The organism is Pseudomonas marincola (assembly GCF_900682675.2).
Lineage (GTDB): Bacteria > Pseudomonadota > Gammaproteobacteria > Pseudomonadales > Pseudomonadaceae > Aquipseudomonas > Aquipseudomonas marincola.
Window position 1 is genome coordinate 1,774,448 of record NZ_LR215729.2, and the last position, 18,764, is coordinate 1,793,211.

General features: G+C 58.6%; 23 protein-coding genes. 18 read left to right on the forward strand and 5 right to left on the reverse strand.

The window, feature by feature from the left end; genetic code table 11:
- Nucleotides 1-22 precede the first annotated feature (22 nt).
- The 8 genes from PMYSY11_RS08365 to PMYSY11_RS08400 all read left to right on the forward strand — a co-directional run bounded on the left by PMYSY11_RS08365 (nt 23) and on the right by PMYSY11_RS08400 (nt 6,151).
- Nucleotides 23-1,153 (forward strand): protein-glutamate methylesterase/protein-glutamine glutaminase, encoded by a 1,131-nt coding sequence (locus PMYSY11_RS08365; RefSeq protein WP_150548877.1) that lies wholly within the window; start codon nt 23-25, stop codon nt 1,151-1,153.
- Nucleotides 1,153-1,893, forward strand: coding sequence for a flagellar motor protein (locus PMYSY11_RS08370; RefSeq protein WP_069901773.1), 741 nt, complete (start codon nt 1,153-1,155; stop codon nt 1,891-1,893). The genes PMYSY11_RS08365 and PMYSY11_RS08370 overlap by 1 nt, the downstream gene beginning before the upstream one ends.
- 19 nt (nt 1,894-1,912) lie before the next feature.
- Entirely contained in the window at nt 1,913-2,833 is a 921-nt protein-coding gene (gene motD, locus PMYSY11_RS08375; RefSeq protein WP_150548878.1) for a flagellar motor protein MotD, read from the forward strand.
- Nucleotides 2,834-2,838: 5 nt separating this feature from the next.
- Nucleotides 2,839-3,627, forward strand: a complete 789-nt coding sequence (locus PMYSY11_RS08380; RefSeq protein WP_069901775.1) for a ParA family protein — start codon at nt 2,839-2,841, stop codon at nt 3,625-3,627.
- An 86-nt stretch (nt 3,628-3,713) separates the two neighbouring features.
- Nucleotides 3,714-4,574 (forward strand): CheW domain-containing protein, encoded by an 861-nt coding sequence (locus PMYSY11_RS08385; RefSeq protein ID WP_150548879.1) that lies wholly within the window; start codon nt 3,714-3,716, stop codon nt 4,572-4,574.
- 103 nt (nt 4,575-4,677) lie between these two features.
- Nucleotides 4,678-5,157 (forward strand): chemotaxis protein CheW, encoded by a 480-nt coding sequence (locus PMYSY11_RS08390; protein ID WP_069901777.1) that lies wholly within the window; start codon nt 4,678-4,680, stop codon nt 5,155-5,157.
- A gap of 3 nt (nt 5,158-5,160) precedes the next feature.
- Nucleotides 5,161-5,565: a DUF2802 domain-containing protein gene (locus PMYSY11_RS08395; protein ID WP_069901924.1), complete on the forward strand. Its 405-nt coding sequence runs from the start codon at nt 5,161-5,163 to the stop codon at nt 5,563-5,565.
- A 133-nt stretch (nt 5,566-5,698) separates the two neighbouring features.
- Nucleotides 5,699-6,151 (forward strand): rhodanese-like domain-containing protein, encoded by a 453-nt coding sequence (locus tag PMYSY11_RS08400; protein WP_150548880.1) that lies wholly within the window; start codon nt 5,699-5,701, stop codon nt 6,149-6,151.
- Here PMYSY11_RS08400 and PMYSY11_RS08405 read toward each other — a convergent pair.
- Complete coding sequence (locus tag PMYSY11_RS08405; RefSeq protein ID WP_069901779.1) at nt 6,120-6,452, reverse strand: EscU/YscU/HrcU family type III secretion system export apparatus switch protein; 333 nt, start codon at nt 6,450-6,452, stop codon at nt 6,120-6,122. The genes PMYSY11_RS08400 and PMYSY11_RS08405 overlap by 32 nt on opposite strands.
- Nucleotides 6,449-8,002: a flagellar hook-length control protein FliK gene (fliK, locus tag PMYSY11_RS08410; RefSeq protein ID WP_150548881.1), complete on the reverse strand. Its 1,554-nt coding sequence runs from the start codon at nt 8,000-8,002 to the stop codon at nt 6,449-6,451. The genes PMYSY11_RS08405 and fliK overlap by 4 nt, the downstream gene beginning before the upstream one ends.
- A 193-nt stretch (nt 8,003-8,195) precedes the next feature.
- Here fliK and ccmA point away from each other — a divergent pair, with 193 nt between their 5' ends.
- From ccmA to PMYSY11_RS08460, 10 genes are all read left to right on the forward strand, one after another.
- On the forward strand, nt 8,196-8,777 hold the full coding sequence (gene ccmA / locus PMYSY11_RS08415; protein WP_239655590.1) for a cytochrome c biogenesis heme-transporting ATPase CcmA: 582 nt from the start codon (nt 8,196-8,198) through the stop codon (nt 8,775-8,777).
- Nucleotides 8,774-9,445, forward strand: coding sequence for a heme exporter protein CcmB (gene ccmB / locus PMYSY11_RS08420; protein ID WP_069901781.1), 672 nt, complete (start codon nt 8,774-8,776; stop codon nt 9,443-9,445). Before ccmA ends, ccmB begins: the two co-directional genes overlap by 4 nt.
- Nucleotides 9,446-9,524: 79 nt before the next feature.
- Complete coding sequence (locus tag PMYSY11_RS08425) at nt 9,525-10,280, forward strand: heme ABC transporter permease (RefSeq protein ID WP_090510625.1); 756 nt, start codon at nt 9,525-9,527, stop codon at nt 10,278-10,280.
- Nucleotides 10,277-10,453, forward strand: a complete 177-nt coding sequence (ccmD, locus tag PMYSY11_RS08430; RefSeq protein WP_069901783.1) for a heme exporter protein CcmD — start codon at nt 10,277-10,279, stop codon at nt 10,451-10,453. Before PMYSY11_RS08425 ends, ccmD begins: the two co-directional genes overlap by 4 nt.
- Nucleotides 10,450-10,908 (forward strand): cytochrome c maturation protein CcmE, encoded by a 459-nt coding sequence (gene ccmE, locus PMYSY11_RS08435; protein WP_150548882.1) that lies wholly within the window; start codon nt 10,450-10,452, stop codon nt 10,906-10,908. The genes ccmD and ccmE overlap by 4 nt, the downstream gene beginning before the upstream one ends.
- Nucleotides 10,909-10,919: 11 nt before the next feature.
- Complete coding sequence (locus PMYSY11_RS08440; RefSeq protein ID WP_150549682.1) at nt 10,920-12,893, forward strand: heme lyase CcmF/NrfE family subunit; 1,974 nt, start codon at nt 10,920-10,922, stop codon at nt 12,891-12,893.
- Nucleotides 12,890-13,426, forward strand: coding sequence for a DsbE family thiol:disulfide interchange protein (locus PMYSY11_RS08445; RefSeq protein WP_150548883.1), 537 nt, complete (start codon nt 12,890-12,892; stop codon nt 13,424-13,426). The genes PMYSY11_RS08440 and PMYSY11_RS08445 overlap by 4 nt, the downstream gene beginning before the upstream one ends.
- Nucleotides 13,423-13,902, forward strand: coding sequence for a cytochrome c-type biogenesis protein (locus PMYSY11_RS08450; protein ID WP_150548884.1), 480 nt, complete (start codon nt 13,423-13,425; stop codon nt 13,900-13,902). Before PMYSY11_RS08445 ends, PMYSY11_RS08450 begins: the two co-directional genes overlap by 4 nt.
- Nucleotides 13,902-15,191: a c-type cytochrome biogenesis protein CcmI gene (gene ccmI / locus PMYSY11_RS08455; protein ID WP_150548885.1), complete on the forward strand. Its 1,290-nt coding sequence runs from the start codon at nt 13,902-13,904 to the stop codon at nt 15,189-15,191. The genes PMYSY11_RS08450 and ccmI overlap by 1 nt, the downstream gene beginning before the upstream one ends.
- Nucleotides 15,188-15,517: a hypothetical protein gene (locus PMYSY11_RS08460; protein WP_150548886.1), complete on the forward strand. Its 330-nt coding sequence runs from the start codon at nt 15,188-15,190 to the stop codon at nt 15,515-15,517. The genes ccmI and PMYSY11_RS08460 overlap by 4 nt, the downstream gene beginning before the upstream one ends.
- A 75-nt stretch (nt 15,518-15,592) precedes the next feature.
- Here the strand turns inward: PMYSY11_RS08460 and PMYSY11_RS08465 are convergent, their stop codons facing one another.
- The 3 genes from PMYSY11_RS08465 to PMYSY11_RS08475 all read right to left on the reverse strand — a co-directional run bounded on the left by PMYSY11_RS08465 (nt 15,593) and on the right by PMYSY11_RS08475 (nt 18,684).
- A complete protein-coding gene (locus tag PMYSY11_RS08465; protein WP_150548887.1) occupies nt 15,593-16,450 on the reverse strand; it encodes a pirin family protein in 858 nt (285 codons plus the stop codon).
- Between the two features lie 160 nt (nt 16,451-16,610).
- A complete protein-coding gene (locus PMYSY11_RS08470) occupies nt 16,611-17,393 on the reverse strand; it encodes an MlaA family lipoprotein (protein WP_090510606.1) in 783 nt (260 codons plus the stop codon).
- Entirely contained in the window at nt 17,386-18,684 is a 1,299-nt protein-coding gene (locus PMYSY11_RS08475) for an alpha/beta fold hydrolase family protein (RefSeq protein ID WP_069901791.1), read from the reverse strand. Before PMYSY11_RS08475 ends, PMYSY11_RS08470 begins: the two co-directional genes overlap by 8 nt.
- Between the last annotated feature and the right edge of the window lie 80 nt (nt 18,685-18,764).

The following is an 18,764-nucleotide window of genomic DNA, read 5'->3' on the forward strand; positions in this document are numbered from 1 at the left end:
AGGCAGATTATTAGGAGTGGGTATGGCGGTTAAGGTATTGGTTGTTGATGACTCCGGTTTTTTCCGCCGGCGGGTGTCCGAGATTCTTTCGGCTGACCCGAACATCATGGTTATCGGCACCGCTACCAACGGCCGCGAGGCAATCGATCAGGTGCTGGCGTTGAAGCCGGACGTGGTCACCATGGATTACGAAATGCCGATGATGGACGGCATTACCGCCGTGCGTAACATCATGCAGCGGTGCCCGACGCCGGTGTTGATGTTCTCGTCGCTGACCCATGAAGGCGCTCGCGTCACCCTCGATGCGCTGGACGCAGGTGCCGTCGACTTCTTGCCTAAGAACTTTGAAGACATCTCGCGCAATCCCGAGAAGGTCAAGCAATTGCTTTGCGAGAAAGTGCATAGCATTGCCCGCAGCAATCATCGCTCCATGGCCCGGCTGACCACGCAGAGCGCAGCGCCTGCCGCTGCACACACACCAGCCCCTGCCGTGCGCACGCCGCCGAGTGCAGCGGTTGCTCGTCCTGCAATCACGCCTACAAGCGCCACATCGGCACCTGCTGCGCGGCATTCTGTGGCCGTTAAGCGCAAGGCCTACCGTCTGGTTGCTATCGGTACGTCCACTGGTGGGCCGGTTGCTTTGCAGCGCGTACTGACGCAGCTGCCGGCAAATTTTCCGGTGCCGATCGTGCTGATCCAGCATATGCCGGCGGCCTTCACCAAGGCCTTTGCCGAGCGCCTCGACAAGCTCTGCAAGATCAGCATCAAAGAGGCCGAGGAGGGCGATATATTGCGTCCGGGTCTCGCCCTGCTGGCGCCAGGTGGCAAGCAGATGATGATTGATAATCGCGGCACGGTGCGCATTCTGCCAGGCGATGAGCGCGTCAATTACAAACCCTGTGTGGACATCACCTTCGGCTCTGCCGCGCGCACCTATCACGATAAGGTGCTGGCGGTTGTGTTGACCGGCATGGGCGCTGATGGCCGCGAAGGCGCACGTCTGCTTAAGCAGGGCGGCAGCCAGGTGTGGGCGCAGGATGAAGCCAGTTGCGTGATTTACGGCATGCCGATGGCCGTGGTCAAAGCCAACCTCACCGATGCAATTTTGCCGCTGGATGACATTGGCCGGCATATTGTCGAGGCCTGCCTGTAATGGACGTCCTCAGCCTCATCGGGATTGTGCTTGCTGCCGTGGCAATACTCGGCGGCAACTTTCTCGAGGGCGGCCATGCCAGCGCGCTGCTCAACGGCCCGGCGGCGTTGATTGTAATCGGCGGCACGCTGGGCGCTGCGTTACTGCAGACGCCGATGCCGGTTTTCAAGCGGGCGCTGGTGATTGTGCGCTGGATATTCATCGCGCCGGCCATCGATCTAGCAGGCGGGATTGATCGCGTGGTCGGCTGGAGCATGGTGGCGCGCAAGGAAGGCTTGCTCGGGCTTGAGGTGTTGGCCGATGGCGAGCCAGATCCTTATGCGCGCAAAGGCTTGCAACTGCTGGTGGACGGCGTTGAGCCCGAATTGATTCGAAGCATTCTTGAAGTCGATTTGTACACCCAGGAAGGGCGCGATATTCAGGCGGCCAAGTTTTTCGAGTGCATGGGCGGCTATGCGCCGACTATCGGTATCATTGGCGCTGTGATGGGGCTGATCCACGTGATGGGCAATCTGGCGGACCCGAGCATGCTCGGCAGCGGTATTGCCGTGGCGTTCGTGGCGACCATTTACGGTGTTGGCTTCGCCAATTTATTGCTGCTGCCAATCGCCAACAAGCTTAAAGCGATCGCCATGCGCCAGTCGCGTTACCGCGAAATGTTGCTCGAAGGGTTGTTGTCTATTTCCGAAGGCGAAAACCCGCGCGCCATCGAACTCAAGCTCCAGGGCTTCATGGACTGATCGGCTCAGGGAGTTGGCTATGGCGCGGCGTCGGCATCACGAAGAACACGAAAATCACGAGCGATGGCTGGTTTCCTATGCGGATTTCATCACCTTGCTGTTCGCCTTTTTTGTGGTGATGTATTCGATCTCGTCGGTTAACGAGGGTAAATACAAGATTCTCTCGGAAACCCTGACGGGCGTGTTCAATCATCCCGAACGCTCAATTGTGCCGATTGCTGTCGGCGAGTCGCGGCCGAAAACCACTTCGATGGATCAGGCCATCAGTAATCAGAATGGTGCGGACGACAACACCGAGAGCAGCAGTAATCAGCTCACGGTGATTGCGCAAAGCGTGCGCGAGGCATTTGCCGATCTGATTGATGCCGACCAGTTGCAAGTGCGGGGCAATGAGTTGTGGATCGAAATCGAACTGCGCTCAAGCCTGTTGTTTGGCAGCGGTGATGCGCTGCCAAACGATGCGGCCTTTTCGATTGTGGATAAAATTGCCAAAATATTGGCACCCTATGCCAACCCGATTCATGTCGAAGGTTTCACCGATGACCGGCCCATCAACACCATGCAGTTTCCGAGCAACTGGGAATTGTCGTCGGCGCGTGCCGCGAGCATCGTGCAGATACTGGCCATGAATGGAGTGAGTCCGGGACGCATGGCCGCTGTGGGCTATGCAGAGTTCCAGCCCATCGCCGACAACACTACCGCCGAGGGGCGTGCGCGCAACCGGCGGGTGGTGTTGGTTATTTCACGCAATTTGGATGTTCGCCGCAGCGTAAGTGGAGTCGGCAGTGCCAATGCCAAGCCTGATTCCACGCTCAAACGCGCTGGCATGCAACCTGCAACAGTCTCGTCGAAGGAGCCGGCAAATGCGGCTTCACAGCATGTAGACGTCAACCCTCCGTCGCCAGTTCTCGACCGGCCGGTGCCAGAGTCGAGAGGATAAATACAATGAGAGTTTGGGCTGTAGCCAATCAAAAAGGTGGAGTCGGCAAGACCACCACGTCCATCGCTCTGGCGGGTTTGCTGGCGGATGCTGGCAAGCGCGTGGTGGTGGTCGATCTCGATCCGCATGGCTCGATGACCAGCTATTTCGGGCATGATCCCGATAGCCTTGAGCACAGCACGTTCGATCTGTTCCTCAATCAGGGCAATGTGCCTGAAGGTTTGCCCCAGCAATTACTGCTGCCAACCAGTCACGAGCGGATTTCGTTGCTGCCGTCGAGTACTGCGCTGGCCACACTGGAACGGCAGTCGCCGGGGCAGAACGGTCTGGGCCTGGTGGTCTCGAAAAGTCTGGCGCAGCTGTGGGGCGATTTTGACCATGCCATCATTGACAGCCCGCCATTGCTTGGCGTGTTGATGGTCAACGCGTTGGCGGCCAGCCAGCAGTTGGTGATTCCGGTGCAGACCGAATTCCTCGCGGTCAAGGGGCTGGAGCGGATGGTCAGCACGCTGGCCATGATTAACCGCTCACGCCGTCAGGCATTGCCGTTCACCATCGTGCCAACATTGTTTGATCGTCGCACTCAGGCGTCCATGACCACGCTGCGCCAATTGCGCAACAGCTACCCCGAGAACCTGTGGCAGGCATACATTCCGGTGGATACTCGTTTGCGCGACGCCAGCCGTGCCGGCGTCACGCCTTCGCAGTTTGATCACAAGAGCCGCGGTGCGCTGGCTTACAAGGCGCTGCTTAAACACCTGCTCGAACAGCACGTGCGTGAAAAGGTAGCCTGAGTGGCAAACAATAGTGTGTGTCGGCCCTCAAGAATTTACTGCAACCTGCCGATAGCTGTTGCAAGTCAACTCTGTGAATTCGAACCATGAATCGTACCTTGCCCACTGCAACCAGGCCTCAAGTGGCCTTGCAGTCTTATCTCGACAGCTTGCTGCAAGAGGCCGTTATCGAGCTGGACAGCGGCAGTGAGTTGGCGGATTTCGAAGCCGCAGTGCTGGAAGAGCAATTGCGCGACGCCGAGCGCCTGCTCGAAAGCGTAGCGCCGGTCAGTGCGCCGCTGATACGTCCGGTCGAGTTGAGCCTGGTGACGGTGGCCGAAGAGCCGCCGGTTGCAGCACCGATCCCGATGCCGGCTCCGGCCGCCAGTGAGTATCTGGCAGTCGCCGAACAAGCGCCGGCGCTTGAGGCGCCGCTGATTGACTTCAACCTCAACAATGAAGTGCCGGCCAGCCTTACGGTCGATTGGGATGAGCGTCCGCAGTGGGCTGAAGAGCCCTTTGAATGTCTGCTGTTCGAAGTCGGCGGCCTGACTCTGGCCGTGCCGCTGGTGTGTCTCGGTTCGATTTATCCGCTGGCGGGGCAGGAACTGACGCCGCTGTTTGCTCAGCCGGACTGGTTCCTCGGCTTGCTGCCGTGTCAGGCCGGTAACTTGCGGGTACTGGATACGGCGCGTTGGGTGATGCCCGAGCGCTATCGCGATGAGTTACGCGAAACGCTGCAGTACGTGATTTCAATTCAAGGTTTTGAATGGGGGCTGGCCGTGCATCAGGTCAGTCGCTCGATCCGTCTCGATCCCGATCAGGTCAAGTGGCGCTCGCAAAGGGTCCAGCGGCCATGGTTGGCGGGAACGGTTATTGAACATATGTGCGCGTTGCTGGATGTCGCCGCGCTGGCCAAGCTGATCGAAAGCGGCAATGCCCAGCGAGCACTGGCCGGAAACGGTTGACGGAGTATTGCGCGCGACCTGACAAAGGTCGGCGCAACCTGATAATTGACTGCGGGGTTTAACCGCGAATGCCGCTCAGGCGGCTTGTGATGAGGTCTGAATTATGAACAAAAGTGCAGCGCAAAGTGCTGATGATCCCATCCTGCAGTGGGTAACATTCCGCCTCGATAACGAGAGCTACGGCATCAACGTGATGCAGGTTCAAGAGGTGCTGCGTTACTCTGAAATTGCCCCGGTACCGGGCGCACCGAGCTATGTGCTGGGCATCATCAACCTGCGCGGCAACGTGGTGACGGTGATCGACACGCGTCAGCGTTTTGGCTTGCAGCCAAGCGAAGTGACCGACAACACCCGTGTGGTGATCATCGAGGCCGACAAGCAAGTGGTCGGTATCCTGGTCGATTCGGTTGCCGAGGTGGTGTATCTGCGCCAATCTGAAATTGAAACCGCGCCGAATGTGGGCAATGATGAGTCGGCAAAGTTCATCCAGGGCGTGTGCAACAAGAACGGCGAATTGCTGATTCTGGTTGAACTGGACAAGATGATGAGCGAAGAAGAGTGGTCTGAACTGGAGTACATCTGAGTGATGGTAACGAGTGCGCTGGTAGCGCTGGCCTGCCTATGCCTGATTCTTGTCGGCGTTTGCACCAGCCTGCATGTACGCCTCAAGCGCGCCCTGCAACAGCAGGCCGAGCGTGATGGCGTGCGTGATCAGCGCATCAAGGAGTTGTCGAAGCGCCTCGACGCGTATCTGACCGGCAGCATCACCATGGGTGAAGAGCTGCATGAGTTACGTCAGATCGTCGCGCCAATTCCCGACAAGCTCAGCCAGATCGAACAGCGTAATCCCAGCAGCCTGTCCTTCACGCAGGCCGCAAGGCTCGCCGGAATGGGTGCCAGTGTGGACGACCTGACCTTGTCCTGTGGTTTGAGCAAGGCTGAGGCTGAGCTGGTCGCCAAGTTGCATCAGTCGCGCCAAGCCAATCGCTGACGCACACAGCTTTTTCCAGTGCCTTTAGTCCACCAGGCTCTTAGCCTGCTCGGCAGGTGCGCTTTTTATTCCTTTACGTAGCGGTCCTACCCCCTAAGCTGAACCTGTGTGAAACCAACACGGGAGCAAGCTCATGCGCGCAATGGTTATTGTCGCAGTCCTCCTGCTCGGCTGGTCTACTGTGAATGCGCAGGAAGCCCCGGCGCAAGTACCTGGTGCGGTTACCGTCAACGTTTTGCAGGCGCGTTATCTGTATGAGCAGGGCGCTTTGTTCGTTGATGTTCGCCCACAGCGTGAGTGGCTCTGGGGGCATGTTAATGGCGCCGTACAACTGGGGTTGGCGGACGAGTTCAAGAGCCTTAAACAGCCCAATTTGCCGCGCGAAATCGCCTTGGTCATTTACTGCGAGAGTGAGATTTGCAGTGCTGGTGCGCAGGCCGCCAAGCTCGCCGTAAGCTGGGGCTACAGCCAGGTTTACTACTTCCGCGAAGGCTATTTTGCCTGGCAGTTACTGGATTTTCCGCTGGCCAAGGGCTTTGAAGAGCCCAACGGGCTTATTGCTCAGGCGACTCGGGTGGCGCATTGAGCAGCAGTTGTGAATTGGCTTCGGGTTGCTCAGCGTTAAAGCCGGCCGGGCTTTTGCCTTGCAGATACCAGGCAAAGGCAATGATCTCGGCAATGCAGCGGTACAACTCGGCGGGTATCGCATCTCCCAGCTCCAGGCGCGCCAATAGTCTGACCAGTTCAGCGTTCTCGTAAATCGGAATCTCATGCTCGCGGGCAATGGCCAGAATGGTCTCCGCCAGTTGGTCATCGCCTTTGGCTGAGAGAGTCGGGGCGTTGAGGCCGTCGTAGGTGAGAGCAATGGCTTGGCGAGGGTTGCTCATGCGGTTTCATCCACCCAGCGTTGTTCCAGTGTCGTGCGCGCACCCTGCGGCGCCGTGCCTTGCTTGCACGCCAATTCCCTGACTTGCAGCCCCGCTGCCAACAGGCGCTCGCGCAGGTTGTCGAGTTCGCTGTCGATCAATAGTGCGGTGTCACTCTGCTGCGCCCACAAACAACCCGACAAACTGCCAAACGCCAACTGCGCCTGAACATGGATCGGCCCGAGTGGCGGAATATCGAACGCCAACTCGACCTTCCACAGGGTTTCCCGCGGCTCATCGGTTTGGCTTTGCTGCTGTTGCTGGTCCTGCTGAACCTTGATCTGCACCGGATAGAACTCCTGCGCGTGACGCATCGGTACTTCCAGTTGCCAGGTGGTCAGTAAATTGCCATCCGGGCCGATCTGGCTTTGTGCAAGGCTTGAAAGCTGGTGCGTCTGCAGGCGGGAAATCGCGGCTGCCGCCAGTTTGAGCAGGGCTTCGAGGTCGGCTTCTTCCTCACCATTGAGCGCTGCACCCGCATGCAGCGGGAAACTCAAGGCCTGTTGGCGGCTGTTGGACTGCGCCAGATTACCCAGAATATTGCGTGCGAACGCCGGTAAGGCTTGCGACAGCGCCGTGCTTGCCGCTGCATTGGCGGGGAGCAGTGGCGCCGGATTGGTCAGGTTGGGCTGCAGTTGGCCGAGCAGGCGCAGCAAATTGGCTTTGAGGTCGGTGGGCAACTGCTGGGTTTGCCCGCCGAGCAGCTTGCTCTCCAGAAACAGCCCGCTGTTTTCCAGTGCGCCGCTCAGGCCCTTGGCGGTGCTCAACTGGCTGCTGTCGGGCAGGGCGGCGAATAATTTGTCGATACTGCTGCGCAGGCCTTCACTCAAACCGGGTTGGCTGTTCAGGCTTTGCATGGTTTTCAGCAGGCCATCCAGCGAGCCCTGGCGCGTCTGTTGGCCGCCAAGGTGCTGGTTCAACGCCAGCTGGTCGAGCCGCGAGCCCAGCGGAATGAAATTCAGGGCCTGTGCACCTTTTACTTCGGCGCTGAGCAGGCTGCCCGGTTGCAGCGCCAGGTTGGTTTCAAGGTTGAGTGTGCGTCCCGCCAGCGCCGAGTTAAGCAGCATAACCACAGTCTTGAACACTGCCTGCGGGCCCGTTTGCCCCGGCAGGGCTTCACGGCTGAGCACCTTGCCCTGAAGCAGGGTGCCAACCGGTAATTGATTGAGGTCCAGCTGGCCAAGGGGTTTCTCCGCGCTGCCCTGCAAGAGCACGCTCAGGCGGGTATCGGACAGGGCTGTGACCGCGGTATTCAGGCCGAGTGCCAGCGGGCGAGAAGAAGTCGCTTCAAGGGTTGTTTGCCGTCCACTCTCGAGGGTCAGCTTGAGCAATACCTGAAAGCTCTGTTCGATCGACTTGACTCCCATCACTTCGGCCTTGGCGGTCTCGCCGCTGGCCAGCAAGCCGCCCAGCGGTTGCAGCAGTTTCAGCGTCTGCGCAACATTCTGCGCGGCGCTGCGAGCAGTGGCTGGTGACGGGGTGGCTGGGCGAGGGCCGCTGATTTCGGTCATGGTGGGTTACAACCTTTTGGAAATGGCCCTGCGGTGGTGCAGGCATGCTATGTATAATGCTGCGCCAATTGAGCTTGGAGCCTTAGCATGTTAACGGCTACCAGTCTGCCAACTTGAATCAAATTTGGGTATCAATGCCTTGACCCGCGCCCTGATAGAAGCTGAAGCCATCGCCTGTGAGCGTGACTGGCGCATGTTGTTCGAAGATCTGCACCTGCGCCTGTTACCGGGCGAGATGCTGCAGGTTTCCGGCCCAAACGGCAGTGGTAAAACCAGCCTGCTGCGTCTGCTGGCGGGTTTGATGCAGCCGACAGCCGGACACATTCGGCTCAACGGGCAGGCGCTGGACGGCCAGCGCAACGAACTGACGAGCAATCTGTTGTGGATTGGTCATGCCGCCGGAATCAAAGGTTTGCTCACCGCCGAAGAGAATCTGGCCTGGCTTTGCGCATTGCACAGCCCGGTGGAGCGCAGCCAGATCTGGCAAGCGCTGGAGGCGATCGGCCTGCGCGGTTTTGAAGATGTGCCGTGCCATACGTTGTCTGCCGGCCAACAGCGCCGGGTTGGCCTGGCGCGTTTATACCTGCCAGGCCCTGAATTGTGGATTCTCGATGAGCCGTTCACCGCGCTGGATAAACGCGCTGTGACCCAGTTGGAGCAGCATCTTGCCGACCACTGTGAAAAGGGCGGTGCCGTGGTGCTGACCACTCACCACACCTTGGCCATCAAGGCGCAGGGTTATCGTGAGCTTGATCTGGGATTGCGCGCCGCATGAGTAACGTTTTCAGCCTTTTACTCGCCCGCGAATCGCGCTTGCTGTTTCGTCGTCCGGCGGAGCTGGCAAACCCGCTGGTATTCTTCGCAATCGTTATTGCACTGTTTCCGCTTGCTGTCGGCCCCGAGACCGAACTGCTGCAAAATATTTCCCCGGGGCTGATCTGGGTAGCGGCCCTGCTGGCCGTGCTGCTCTCGCTGGACGGGCTTTTCCGCAGTGATTTCGAGGATGGCTCACTGGAACAGTGGGTCCTTTCGCCGCACCCCCTGCCACTATTGGTTCTGGCTAAAGTGCTGGCACACTGGGCTTTTTCCGGGTTGGCGCTGGTCGTTTTGGCGCCGTTGCTGGCCATGATGCTGGGCTTGCCCGTGCGTTGCCTGCCGGTGCTGTTGATATCGCTGCTGTTGGGCACGCCGATACTGAGCCTGCTGGGTGCGGTCGGTGCGGCGCTCACGGTTGGGCTCAAGCGTGGCGGATTGTTGCTGGCGCTGCTGATCTTGCCGCTGTACATCCCCGTATTGATTCTGGGCACGGGTGCGCTGCAGGCGAGTTTGCAGGGTTTGCCGGCGGTCGGGCAGCTGCTCTGGTTGGCTTGCCTGACCGCACTGGCCGTAACATTTACACCTTTTGCCATTGCCGCCGGACTTAAGATAAGTGTTGCAGAATAGACAACACAGCTAACGTCCTGCGGCCTTGTGTGCCGGTGGGAAGCTCCACCGAATAACTGAAGAACTGATGAGTAAATAGATGAACTGGACGTGGTTTCATAAACTCGGCTCACCTAAATGGTTCTACGAGATCAGTGGCCGTTGGCTGCCCTGGTTGGCTGTCGCGGCTGGCGTCCTGATGGTCGTCGGACTTGTCTGGGGGCTGGCGTTTGCGCCGCCCGAACGGTATCAGGGTGACAGCTACCGGATCATCTACATCCACGTGCCGGCTGCATTCCTTGCGCAGGCCTGTTACATCACCATGGCGCTGGCCGGCGCCGTAAGCCTTATCTGGAAAATGAAGCTGGCCGATGTGGCCCTGCAACAAGCCGCGCCGATTGGCGCCTGGCTGTGTTTTATCGCGTTGGTCACCGGCGCCATCTGGGGTAAACCCACATGGGGCACATATTGGGTCTGGGATGCGCGACTGACCTCGATGCTGATCCTGCTGTTCCTGTACTTCGGCGTCATTGCACTCGGCCAGGCAATCAGTAATCGTGACAGCTCGGCCAAGGCCTGTGCGGTTCTGGCGCTGGTGGGCGCTGTGAATATCCCGATCATCCAGAAGTCGGTCGAGTGGTGGAATACCCTGCATCAGCCGGCGACCTTCAAGATTACCGGCAAGGCCAGCATGAGCGCCGAAATGTGGTTGCCGCTATTGATCTCGGTGCTGGGTTTTTATTGTTTCTTTGTGGTTGTGCTGTTGCTGCGCATGCGCCTTGAAGTACTCAAGCGCGAGTCGCGGAGCAGTTGGGCCAAGGCAGAAGTTATTCGTCAGGTGGAGGCGCGCTCATGAGTTTCGACTCCTTCCAGGATTTTCTGGCAATGGGCAAACATGGAGCCTACGTCTGGTCGGCGTATGGCATCAGTCTGGCGGTTGTCGCGTTGAATATAGCCATGCCGATTCTAGCTAAACGGCGTTATCTGCAAGACGAGGCGCGCCGTTTGCGCCGGGAGAAAAAATCGTGAACGCGGTCCGTAAAAAGCGTCTGTATATTGTTCTGGCTCTGGTTGCCGGCGTCGGTATTGCTGTTGCACTGGCGTTGTCGGCGCTGCAGGAAAATATCAACCTGTTCTACACCCCGACGCAAATCGCCAACGGTGAAGCACCAACCGGTTCGAGAATTCGCGCCGGTGGCATGGTTGAGGAAGGATCGCTGAAACGCTCGGGTGATTCATTGAGCAATGAATTCGTCGTAACCGATTTTGCCAAGAGCGTGACTATTCGTTATCACGGCATTCTCCCGGACCTGTTCCGTGAAGGGCAGGGCATTGTTGCGCTGGGCAAACTCAATGCGGACGGCGTGCTTGAGGCCGATCAGGTATTGGCCAAGCACGATGAACAGTACATGCCGCCCGAGGTGACCAAAGCCCTCAACGAAAGCGGCAAGTTGAAACCACAGACCAAAGAGGGCGGAGCATGAGCAGCAGTCTGATGATCCCGGAACTTGGCCATCTGGCCATGATTCTGGCGCTGTGCATGGCGCTGGTGCAGGCCACCCTGCCGATGATTGGTGCCTGGCGGGGTGATCGGCAGTGGATGAGTCTGGCCCAGCCAGCCGCCTGGGGCCAGTTTGCCTTTCTGCTGTTCTCATTTGCGTGCCTGACCTATGCCTTCATGGTCGATGACTTCTCGGTGCGCTACGTTGCCAGCAACTCCAACAGCGCACTGCCGTGGTACTACAAGTTCAGCGCCGTGTGGGGCGCTCACGAAGGTTCATTGCTGCTCTGGGCGCTGATCCTTGGTGGCTGGACCTTTGCGGTGTCGGTCTTCTCGCGCCAGTTGCCGGAAGAAATGCTCGCCCGTGTACTCGGTGTGATGGGCATGATCAGCGTTGGCTTCCTGCTGTTTCTGATCATCACCTCCAACCCGTTTGCACGCTTGCTGCCGAATATCCCGGCAGATGGTCGTGACCTCAATCCGCTGCTGCAGGACTTTGGCCTGATCATTCACCCGCCGATGCTCTACATGGGCTATGTCGGTTTCTCGGTCGCCTTCGCCTTCGCCATTGCGGCGTTGCTCGGCGGCAAGCTGGACGCTGCATGGGCGCGCTGGTCGCGGCCGTGGACGATCATTGCCTGGGCATTTCTCGGCATAGGCATCGCGCTCGGTTCCTGGTGGGCGTATTACGAGCTTGGCTGGGGCGGCTGGTGGTTCTGGGACCCGGTAGAGAATGCCTCGTTTATGCCGTGGTTGGTCGGCACCGCGCTGATTCACTCGTTGGCGGTTACCGAAAAGCGTGGCGTGTTCAAAAGCTGGACCGTGCTGTTGGCCATCGCCGCGTTCTCGCTGAGCCTGCTCGGTACGTTCCTCGTGCGCTCGGGCGTGCTTACTTCGGTGCACGCGTTCGCCACAGACCCGGAGCGCGGGGTGTTTATCCTGGCGTTCCTGCTGGTCGTCGTAGGCGGCTCGCTGGCCTTGTTTGCAGTGCGTGCGCCGGTGGTTAAAAGTCAGGTCGGTTTTGCGCTGTGGTCACGGGAAACCTTCCTGCTGATCAACAACCTGATCTTGGTCGTCACGGCGGCAATGATTCTGCTCGGCACCCTGTATCCGTTGGTGCTGGATGCCATGACCGGCGCCAAATTGTCGGTCGGCCCGCCTTACTTCAATGCCTTGTTCGTGCCGTTGATTGGCTTGCTGATGGCCGTGCTGGCGGTAGGCGTGCTGGTGCGCTGGAAAGACACGCCGGTGAAGTGGCTGGTCAGCATGCTGCTGCCGGTTGCGCTGGCCAGTGCGGTGTTGGCGGTTATTGCCACGCTGCTGCTGGGCGACTTCAACTGGTCGGTACTGGCTGTGTTCATGCTGTCGGCGTGGGTGGTGTTGGCGGGCGTGCGCGACATTCTCGACAAAACCCGGCACAAGGGTTTGCTCAAAGGATTGCCGGGGCTGGGCCGCAGCTATTGGGGCATGCAGATGGCCCACTTCGGCCTGGCGGTCTGCGCCATGGGCGTGGTGCTGACCAGCGTTGGCAACTTCGAGCGTGACCTGCGCATGGCGCCGGGTGACTCGGTTGACATGGGCCACTACCAGTTCGTGTTTGAGGGCGCTGCCCATCGCGAAGGCCCGAATTTCCAGGCTGACCGTGGCACCGTGCGGGTACTTGAAGACGGTAAGCAGATTGCCGTTCTGCACCCGGAAAAACGTTTTTATCAGGTTCAGCAGTCGATGATGACCGAAGCGGCGATTGATGCCGGCTTCACCCGCGACTTGTTCGTTGCCTTGGGCGAGCCGCTGGAAAACGGCGCGTGGGCCGTGCGGGTTCAGGTTAAGCCATTTGTGCGCTGGATCTGGCTCGGCGCTTTGCTGATGGGCCTGGGCGGCTTGCTGGCTGCTGCTGACCGGCGTTATCGGGTCAAGGTCAAAACGCGCGTGCGCGAGGCGTTGGGGATGGCAGGAGCACAAGCATGAAACGACTGATTTTACTGGTGCCTCTGGCGATCTTCCTGGCTGTCGCCGTGTTTCTCTATCGCGGGTTGTTTCTCAACCCGTCTGAGCTGCCTTCGGCGCTGATCGACAAGCCGTTCCCGGGCTTTGAGCTGCCTGCAGTTGAAGGCGACAAGACTATTTCGCTGGCGGACATCAAAGGCAAACCGGCGCTGGTGAACATTTGGGCGACCTGGTGCATCTCGTGCAAAGTCGAGCATCCGGTGCTCAACGAGATTGCCAAGACTGGCGTCAATATCTACGGCGTCAATTACAAGGATGACAACGCCGCTGCGCAAAAATGGCTCAAGGAATTCCAGGACCCCTACCAACTGAATATCAGCGATCCGAAAGGCACGCTGGGTCTGGATTTGGGGGTTTATGGTGCGCCGGAAACCTTCCTGATCGACAAGAACGGCATTATCCGTCACAAGTTTGTCGGTGTGATCGACGAGTCGGTTTGGCGCGATCAGCTGGCACCGCTGTATCAGGCGCTGGTTGATGAGGGCACGCCATGAAACGTTTGCTAGCGGCCTGTGTGATTGGCCTCAGCCTGATCGGCGTGGCCAATGCGGCCATTGACACTTATGTGTTCAAGACCGACGCCGAACGCATGCGCTATCGCACGCTCACCGAAGAGCTGCGTTGCCCGAAATGCCAGAACCAGAACATTGCCGACTCGGATGCGCCGATTGCCATGGATCTGCGTGCGGAAATCTACCGCATGATGGAAGAGGGCAAGGACAACCAGCAGATCATTGATTATCTGGTCGCCCGCTACGGCAATTTCGTGCTCTACAACCCGCCAGTCACTGCGCGCACCATGCTGCTCTGGTATGGGCCAGGTGGTTTGCTGATCTGCGGCTTTATCGTGCTGGCGGTCATCCTCATCCGTCGACGTAATAAAGCCGCCGCGCCTACTGGCCTGCTTGCCGATGAGCAGCAACGTCTTGACGCCCTGTTAACTCAAGCGCCTTTGGATAAGAAAGACTGATGATTGAATTTTGGCTGTTAGCCGGCCTGCTATTAGTGGCCGCTCTGGGTTTCTTGTTGGTTCCACTGGTGCGTGGGCGTAAGGCTCAAACCGAAGAAGACCGCACTGCACTCAACGTCACGCTCTATCAGGAGCGCATGGCTGAACTCGAAAAGCAGGCAGCGGCCAACGTGTTGACTGCCGAGCAGTTGCAGGCAGGCAAAGATGAAGCCGCCCGCGAACTGCTGGCTGATACCGATGGCTTGCAAGGCAAGGGCACAACTGTGCTGGGCCGTCAGGTGCCGATTATCATCGCCTTGCTGGTGCCGTTGATGGGCTATGGCATGTATCTGCACTGGGGCGCGATTGGCGATGTCGAGCGCACGGTCGACATGGTTGAGAATCAGCCCAAGAGCATCGAGGAGATGACTGCGCGGCTTGAGAACTCCCTGAAAGAAGACCCCAACTCGGCTGAAGGCTGGTACTTCCTCGGCCGTACTTACATGGCGCAAGAGCGCGCCAGCGAGGCCGCCAAGGCTTTCGAGCGCTCCATTGAGTTGAGCAGCCGCGACCCTGCGTTACTCGGCCAATGGGCGCAGGCGTTATATTTTGCCAGTGACAAGCAATGGACCGAGCAACTGCAAAGCATAACTGACGAGGCGCTGAAGGCCGATCCGGAAGAGGCAACAAGCCTTGGACTGCTGGGTATCGCGGCGTTCGAGGAAGGCCGCTTCAACGATGCGATTGGCTATTGGGAAAAGCTGGTGGCCGTGCTGCCGCCTGAAGACCCTTCGCGTGCCGCGATTCAGGGCGGTATCGAGCGTGCGCGTGCGCAGATCAATCCGGCCGCTCAGGCTCCGGCTGTTGCCGGCGCTGATCAGCAGGCTGGGCCGCAATCGGTTGCACCGCAGTCGGCTGAGCCAGAAACTGCTGGGCCGCAAACGGCTGCCACTGACAGCGCTGCCAAGCTTAACGTCAAGGTTTCACTGGCCGCCGATCTCAAAGACAAGGTGCAGCCGGGCGACAGTGTGTTCGTCTTCGCCCGCGCCGTTTCGGGGCCACCAATGCCGTTGGCGGTCAAGCGCATGACGGTGGCAGATTTGCCAGCCGAGGTGAGTTTGTCCGACGCTGATGCAATGATGCCGATGCTGAAAATTTCCGGTTTCAAACAGGTGCAACTGGTGGCGCGCATTTCGCGTAGTGGCAATGCCCGCGAAGGCGAATGGGTGGGGCAGAGCGAACCCTTGAACAATGACACCGCCGAGTTGCAGCAACTGACCATCAACACAGCAGACACTCAAGTCCAATGAAACTGATACGTGGGGCGCTAGTCGCCGGTTTGTTGTTCGTTTCGGGGTGCGCCGTGCAGAGCACGTCGCCAGGCACTACGCCGGCTAGTCAGTTGCCGACCAAGCCGTCGCATCCGCGCTATGCACCGCCGCCTGGCGTGAGTAGCGAATGGGTGCCAAGCCTGGGCGTGTATGCCGTGGGTGGCCAGCGGGATATGTACTACCGCGAACGCACCTACTACCGCTGGAACAATGGCTGGAGCTGGGCGGTAAGCCCGAACGGCCCGTGGACTGACACCGACAGCAGCGGGATTCCGCCTGGCCTGTATCGCCAATACAGCCAGTAACGTGTTCAGGGTTCGATAAAAAACCGCACAACCTCCCGGCTGTGCGGTTTTTATATTGCTGGCAACTACGCGCAGTTATTGGCCGAATACGCCATCGCGAAAATCACGCATGGCCTGCTCGATCTCTTCGCGGCTGTTCATCACGAACGGCCCATATTGCACGATGGGCTCACCCAGCGGCTTGCCGGCAATCAGCAGCACGCGTGCGCCAGATTCGCTGTGGATAGTCAGGCTGCCGCTATCCGACAGACGCACCAAGTTGCTAGCCTTGACGCTACGGTTCGGCGTGCCCTGCAGCTGGATTTCACCTGAATACACATAGAGCATCGGGCGGATGCCGTCTGCCAGCAGCGGCGCGATGTGCGAGCCAGCCGGCAAGGCGAGATCGAACAGCTGCGGTTCGGTATGCGCACGCTGCACCGCGCCTGCCTGTTCAATGTTTGCGGTGCGCAATGTACCCGCAATCACCACGGCCTCAACACCCGCTTCGGTGGTAATGCGTGGAATGTTCTTGGCCGGTATGTCGCGATAGTCGGCGGGGTTCATCTTGTCTTTGCCTGGCAGGTTCAGCCACAACTGAAAGCCGCGCATCATGCCGTGTTCCTGTTCGGGCATTTCACTGTGAATGATCCCGCGTGCTGCGGTCATCCATTGCACGTCACCGGCTTGCAGCAAGCCGACATTGCCCAGATGGTCTTCGTGGCGCATGCGCCCTTCAAGCATGTAGGTAATGGTTTCGAAGCCGCGGTGCGGGTGCGGTGGAAAACCGGCGATGTAGTCATCGGGATTGTCGGTCGAGAACTCATCGAGCATCAGAAACGGGTCGAAGCGTTCGATACCGGCGCCACCAATTACCCGGTTTAGACGCACGCCAGCGCCATCCGATGCTGGCTGGCCGGGCTGAATACTGAGAATGGAGCGAGGGTTATCCATGTGGCACCTCCGTAGTGAGCGATGTGCCTAGCATATTCGGATATATTCGATTGATGGGTGAGTAATTTACGGCTTAGTAATCGAATAGTTTGATGGTTTGCCTTTAACCGGGTGACCTCAGTTGCCCCGGTTAAAGGCAGATACAGCATAACCTTCGGCGTTACTCGGCGATTTGCAGCTTACGTGCCTCGGTCACCACGTAGCGAATTTTCTCGTACTCGAATGGCGAGTTAAGTTGGCCGTAACGGAAGTCAGTGGTCTTGCGCAGGTCGATTGCCCACAGAGCGGTCATGGGCAGGGTGTCCATGCTGATCGAGGCAAACTCAAGGAAATCCACCGAACCTTCAGTCTCGAAGTCGACCAGCAGGCCGGTGCCATCGCGCAGGCTGGATGGGCCGAAGAACGGCAGCATCAAGTAAGGGCCGGCTGGCACACCCCAGTAACCCAGTGTTTGGCCAAAGTCTTCGCGCTGCTGGGGAATGCCCATCTTGGTCGCCGGGTCCCAGGCGCCCAATACACCAATGGTGGTGTTGAGGAGGATACGCGCGGTGGTGTCCATCGAACGCTTGACCTTGAGCTGCAACAGGCTGTTCATCAGGCCGCTGAAGTCGCGGATGTTGTTGAAGAAGTTGGTCACCCGGTCTTCGACAAAATCCGGGGTTATCCAGCGATAGCCGCGCACCGTTGGCAACAACACCCACTCATCAAAGCGGTAGTTGAAGTGGTAGATTTCCCGGTTGATCGGTTCAAACGGATCGTAGACTTCAAGTGCTTCGAGGGTTGAACGCTCAAACACGCGTTGATCCAGACCCGGTCGGAACTTGAGTTCTTGCAGCGGATTCTTGAAGCCATCGTCATCGACAGCGGGTTTTTCGCTATCAGGCTGCGCATGGGCCAGGCTGGTGGCGAGTAACAAGGACGGCAGGAGAAGATTCTTAACCACGGAAGAACTCCAGCATGGCGTCGCTGTTGACGCGGTAATTAAGGTTGCCGCAATGGCCCCCGAGCGGATAAACAGTCAGGCGATCACCAAAGGTGCTGCGCAAAAAGCCCAGATCGCCACGGCTGAGGATGATGTCGTCGGCGTTGTGCATGACCGCAATTTTCGGGCTGTTGTGCAGATAGTCCTTGAGGCTGTAGAGACTGACGTCCTGAATCAATTGATTGAGGCTGCCGCCGTCATAGCGCGCTCGCCACATGGGGATCAGCTGTTCGGTCATGTAGCAGTCGAAGTCACACGTCAGCGCACGGCGGAAATACGGCGTCATGTCGGTGCTTTTCTTGATCTTGACGTCTGGCGGGGTGATCAGCCCGCGATGGTTGAGCAGGTCTGAGGTGAAGGCGATATCGGCGGATGAGAAGCGAAATGCCGTGCCGATCAGCATCGCCATCTGCTCATCGTTCAAGGCTTCCTTGGAGCTTTGGAAGTCGGCCAGCATCGCTTCATTGATGTCGATGTAGCCCTTTTGCTTGAAGTAGCGGGTGAGCTTCTTGAAGATCAAGTCATAGAAGTTGGTGTTGTTGCTGACCCCCTTGACCTCGGTTTGCACCAGCTTGTTGAGGTTGCTGATCGAGGCGTACAGGTTCACCGGCGGGTTGAGCAGGAGCACGCGCTTGAAGTTGAAGCTGCGGCGTGTTTCATCCAGCTTGCTGACGAACGCGGCGTGCAGGCCGCCCAGGCTGTAACCGGTGAGGTAATAGTCGGTGACTTTGAGTTCCGGGTGCTGAGCACGTACCGCCTGCATGGCGCGGTAAAGATCGTCGGCATCTTCGGTGGACACGCCGGGCGTGGCGAAGCGCGAAGCCGACACCATGAAGTCATAGCTGGTGGGCGATGAGAGCTGCACCACATGGTAGCCCGCGCCATAAAACAGTTTTTTCAGGTATTCCGGCGTGCTGCTGGAGTAAGCCGCACCTGTGCCGGCAATGATGAATACAAGGGGCGCAGCGCCTTTTTGCCGGGCCAATCGGTAGCCCATCTTGGTGACCGGCCAAAAGTTGTCAGTCAACTCAAAGGCGCGCTCGGGGTGCAACTGGATCTTGTAGTCATCCTGATCAATGTCGCTGTCCTCCGGAAGCTTCGGGCGCAGAGCTTCCGGGGTGGTGGCCAGCGTGGCGGCGAACGGATTGGTGATCGGGTAGCCGTAAGTCTGTGGGTCTACATCCAGTGCTAAAACCGGCGCACTGGAAAACAGACCGCAGAGTACAGCGGCAAAGTAGAAAACACGCAGCATGGCAAAATCCTGTTTAGCAAGCAGGGCAATTTAGTTATGGATGTATGACAATCGATTAAGCAAAATGATCGCTTAGCCTG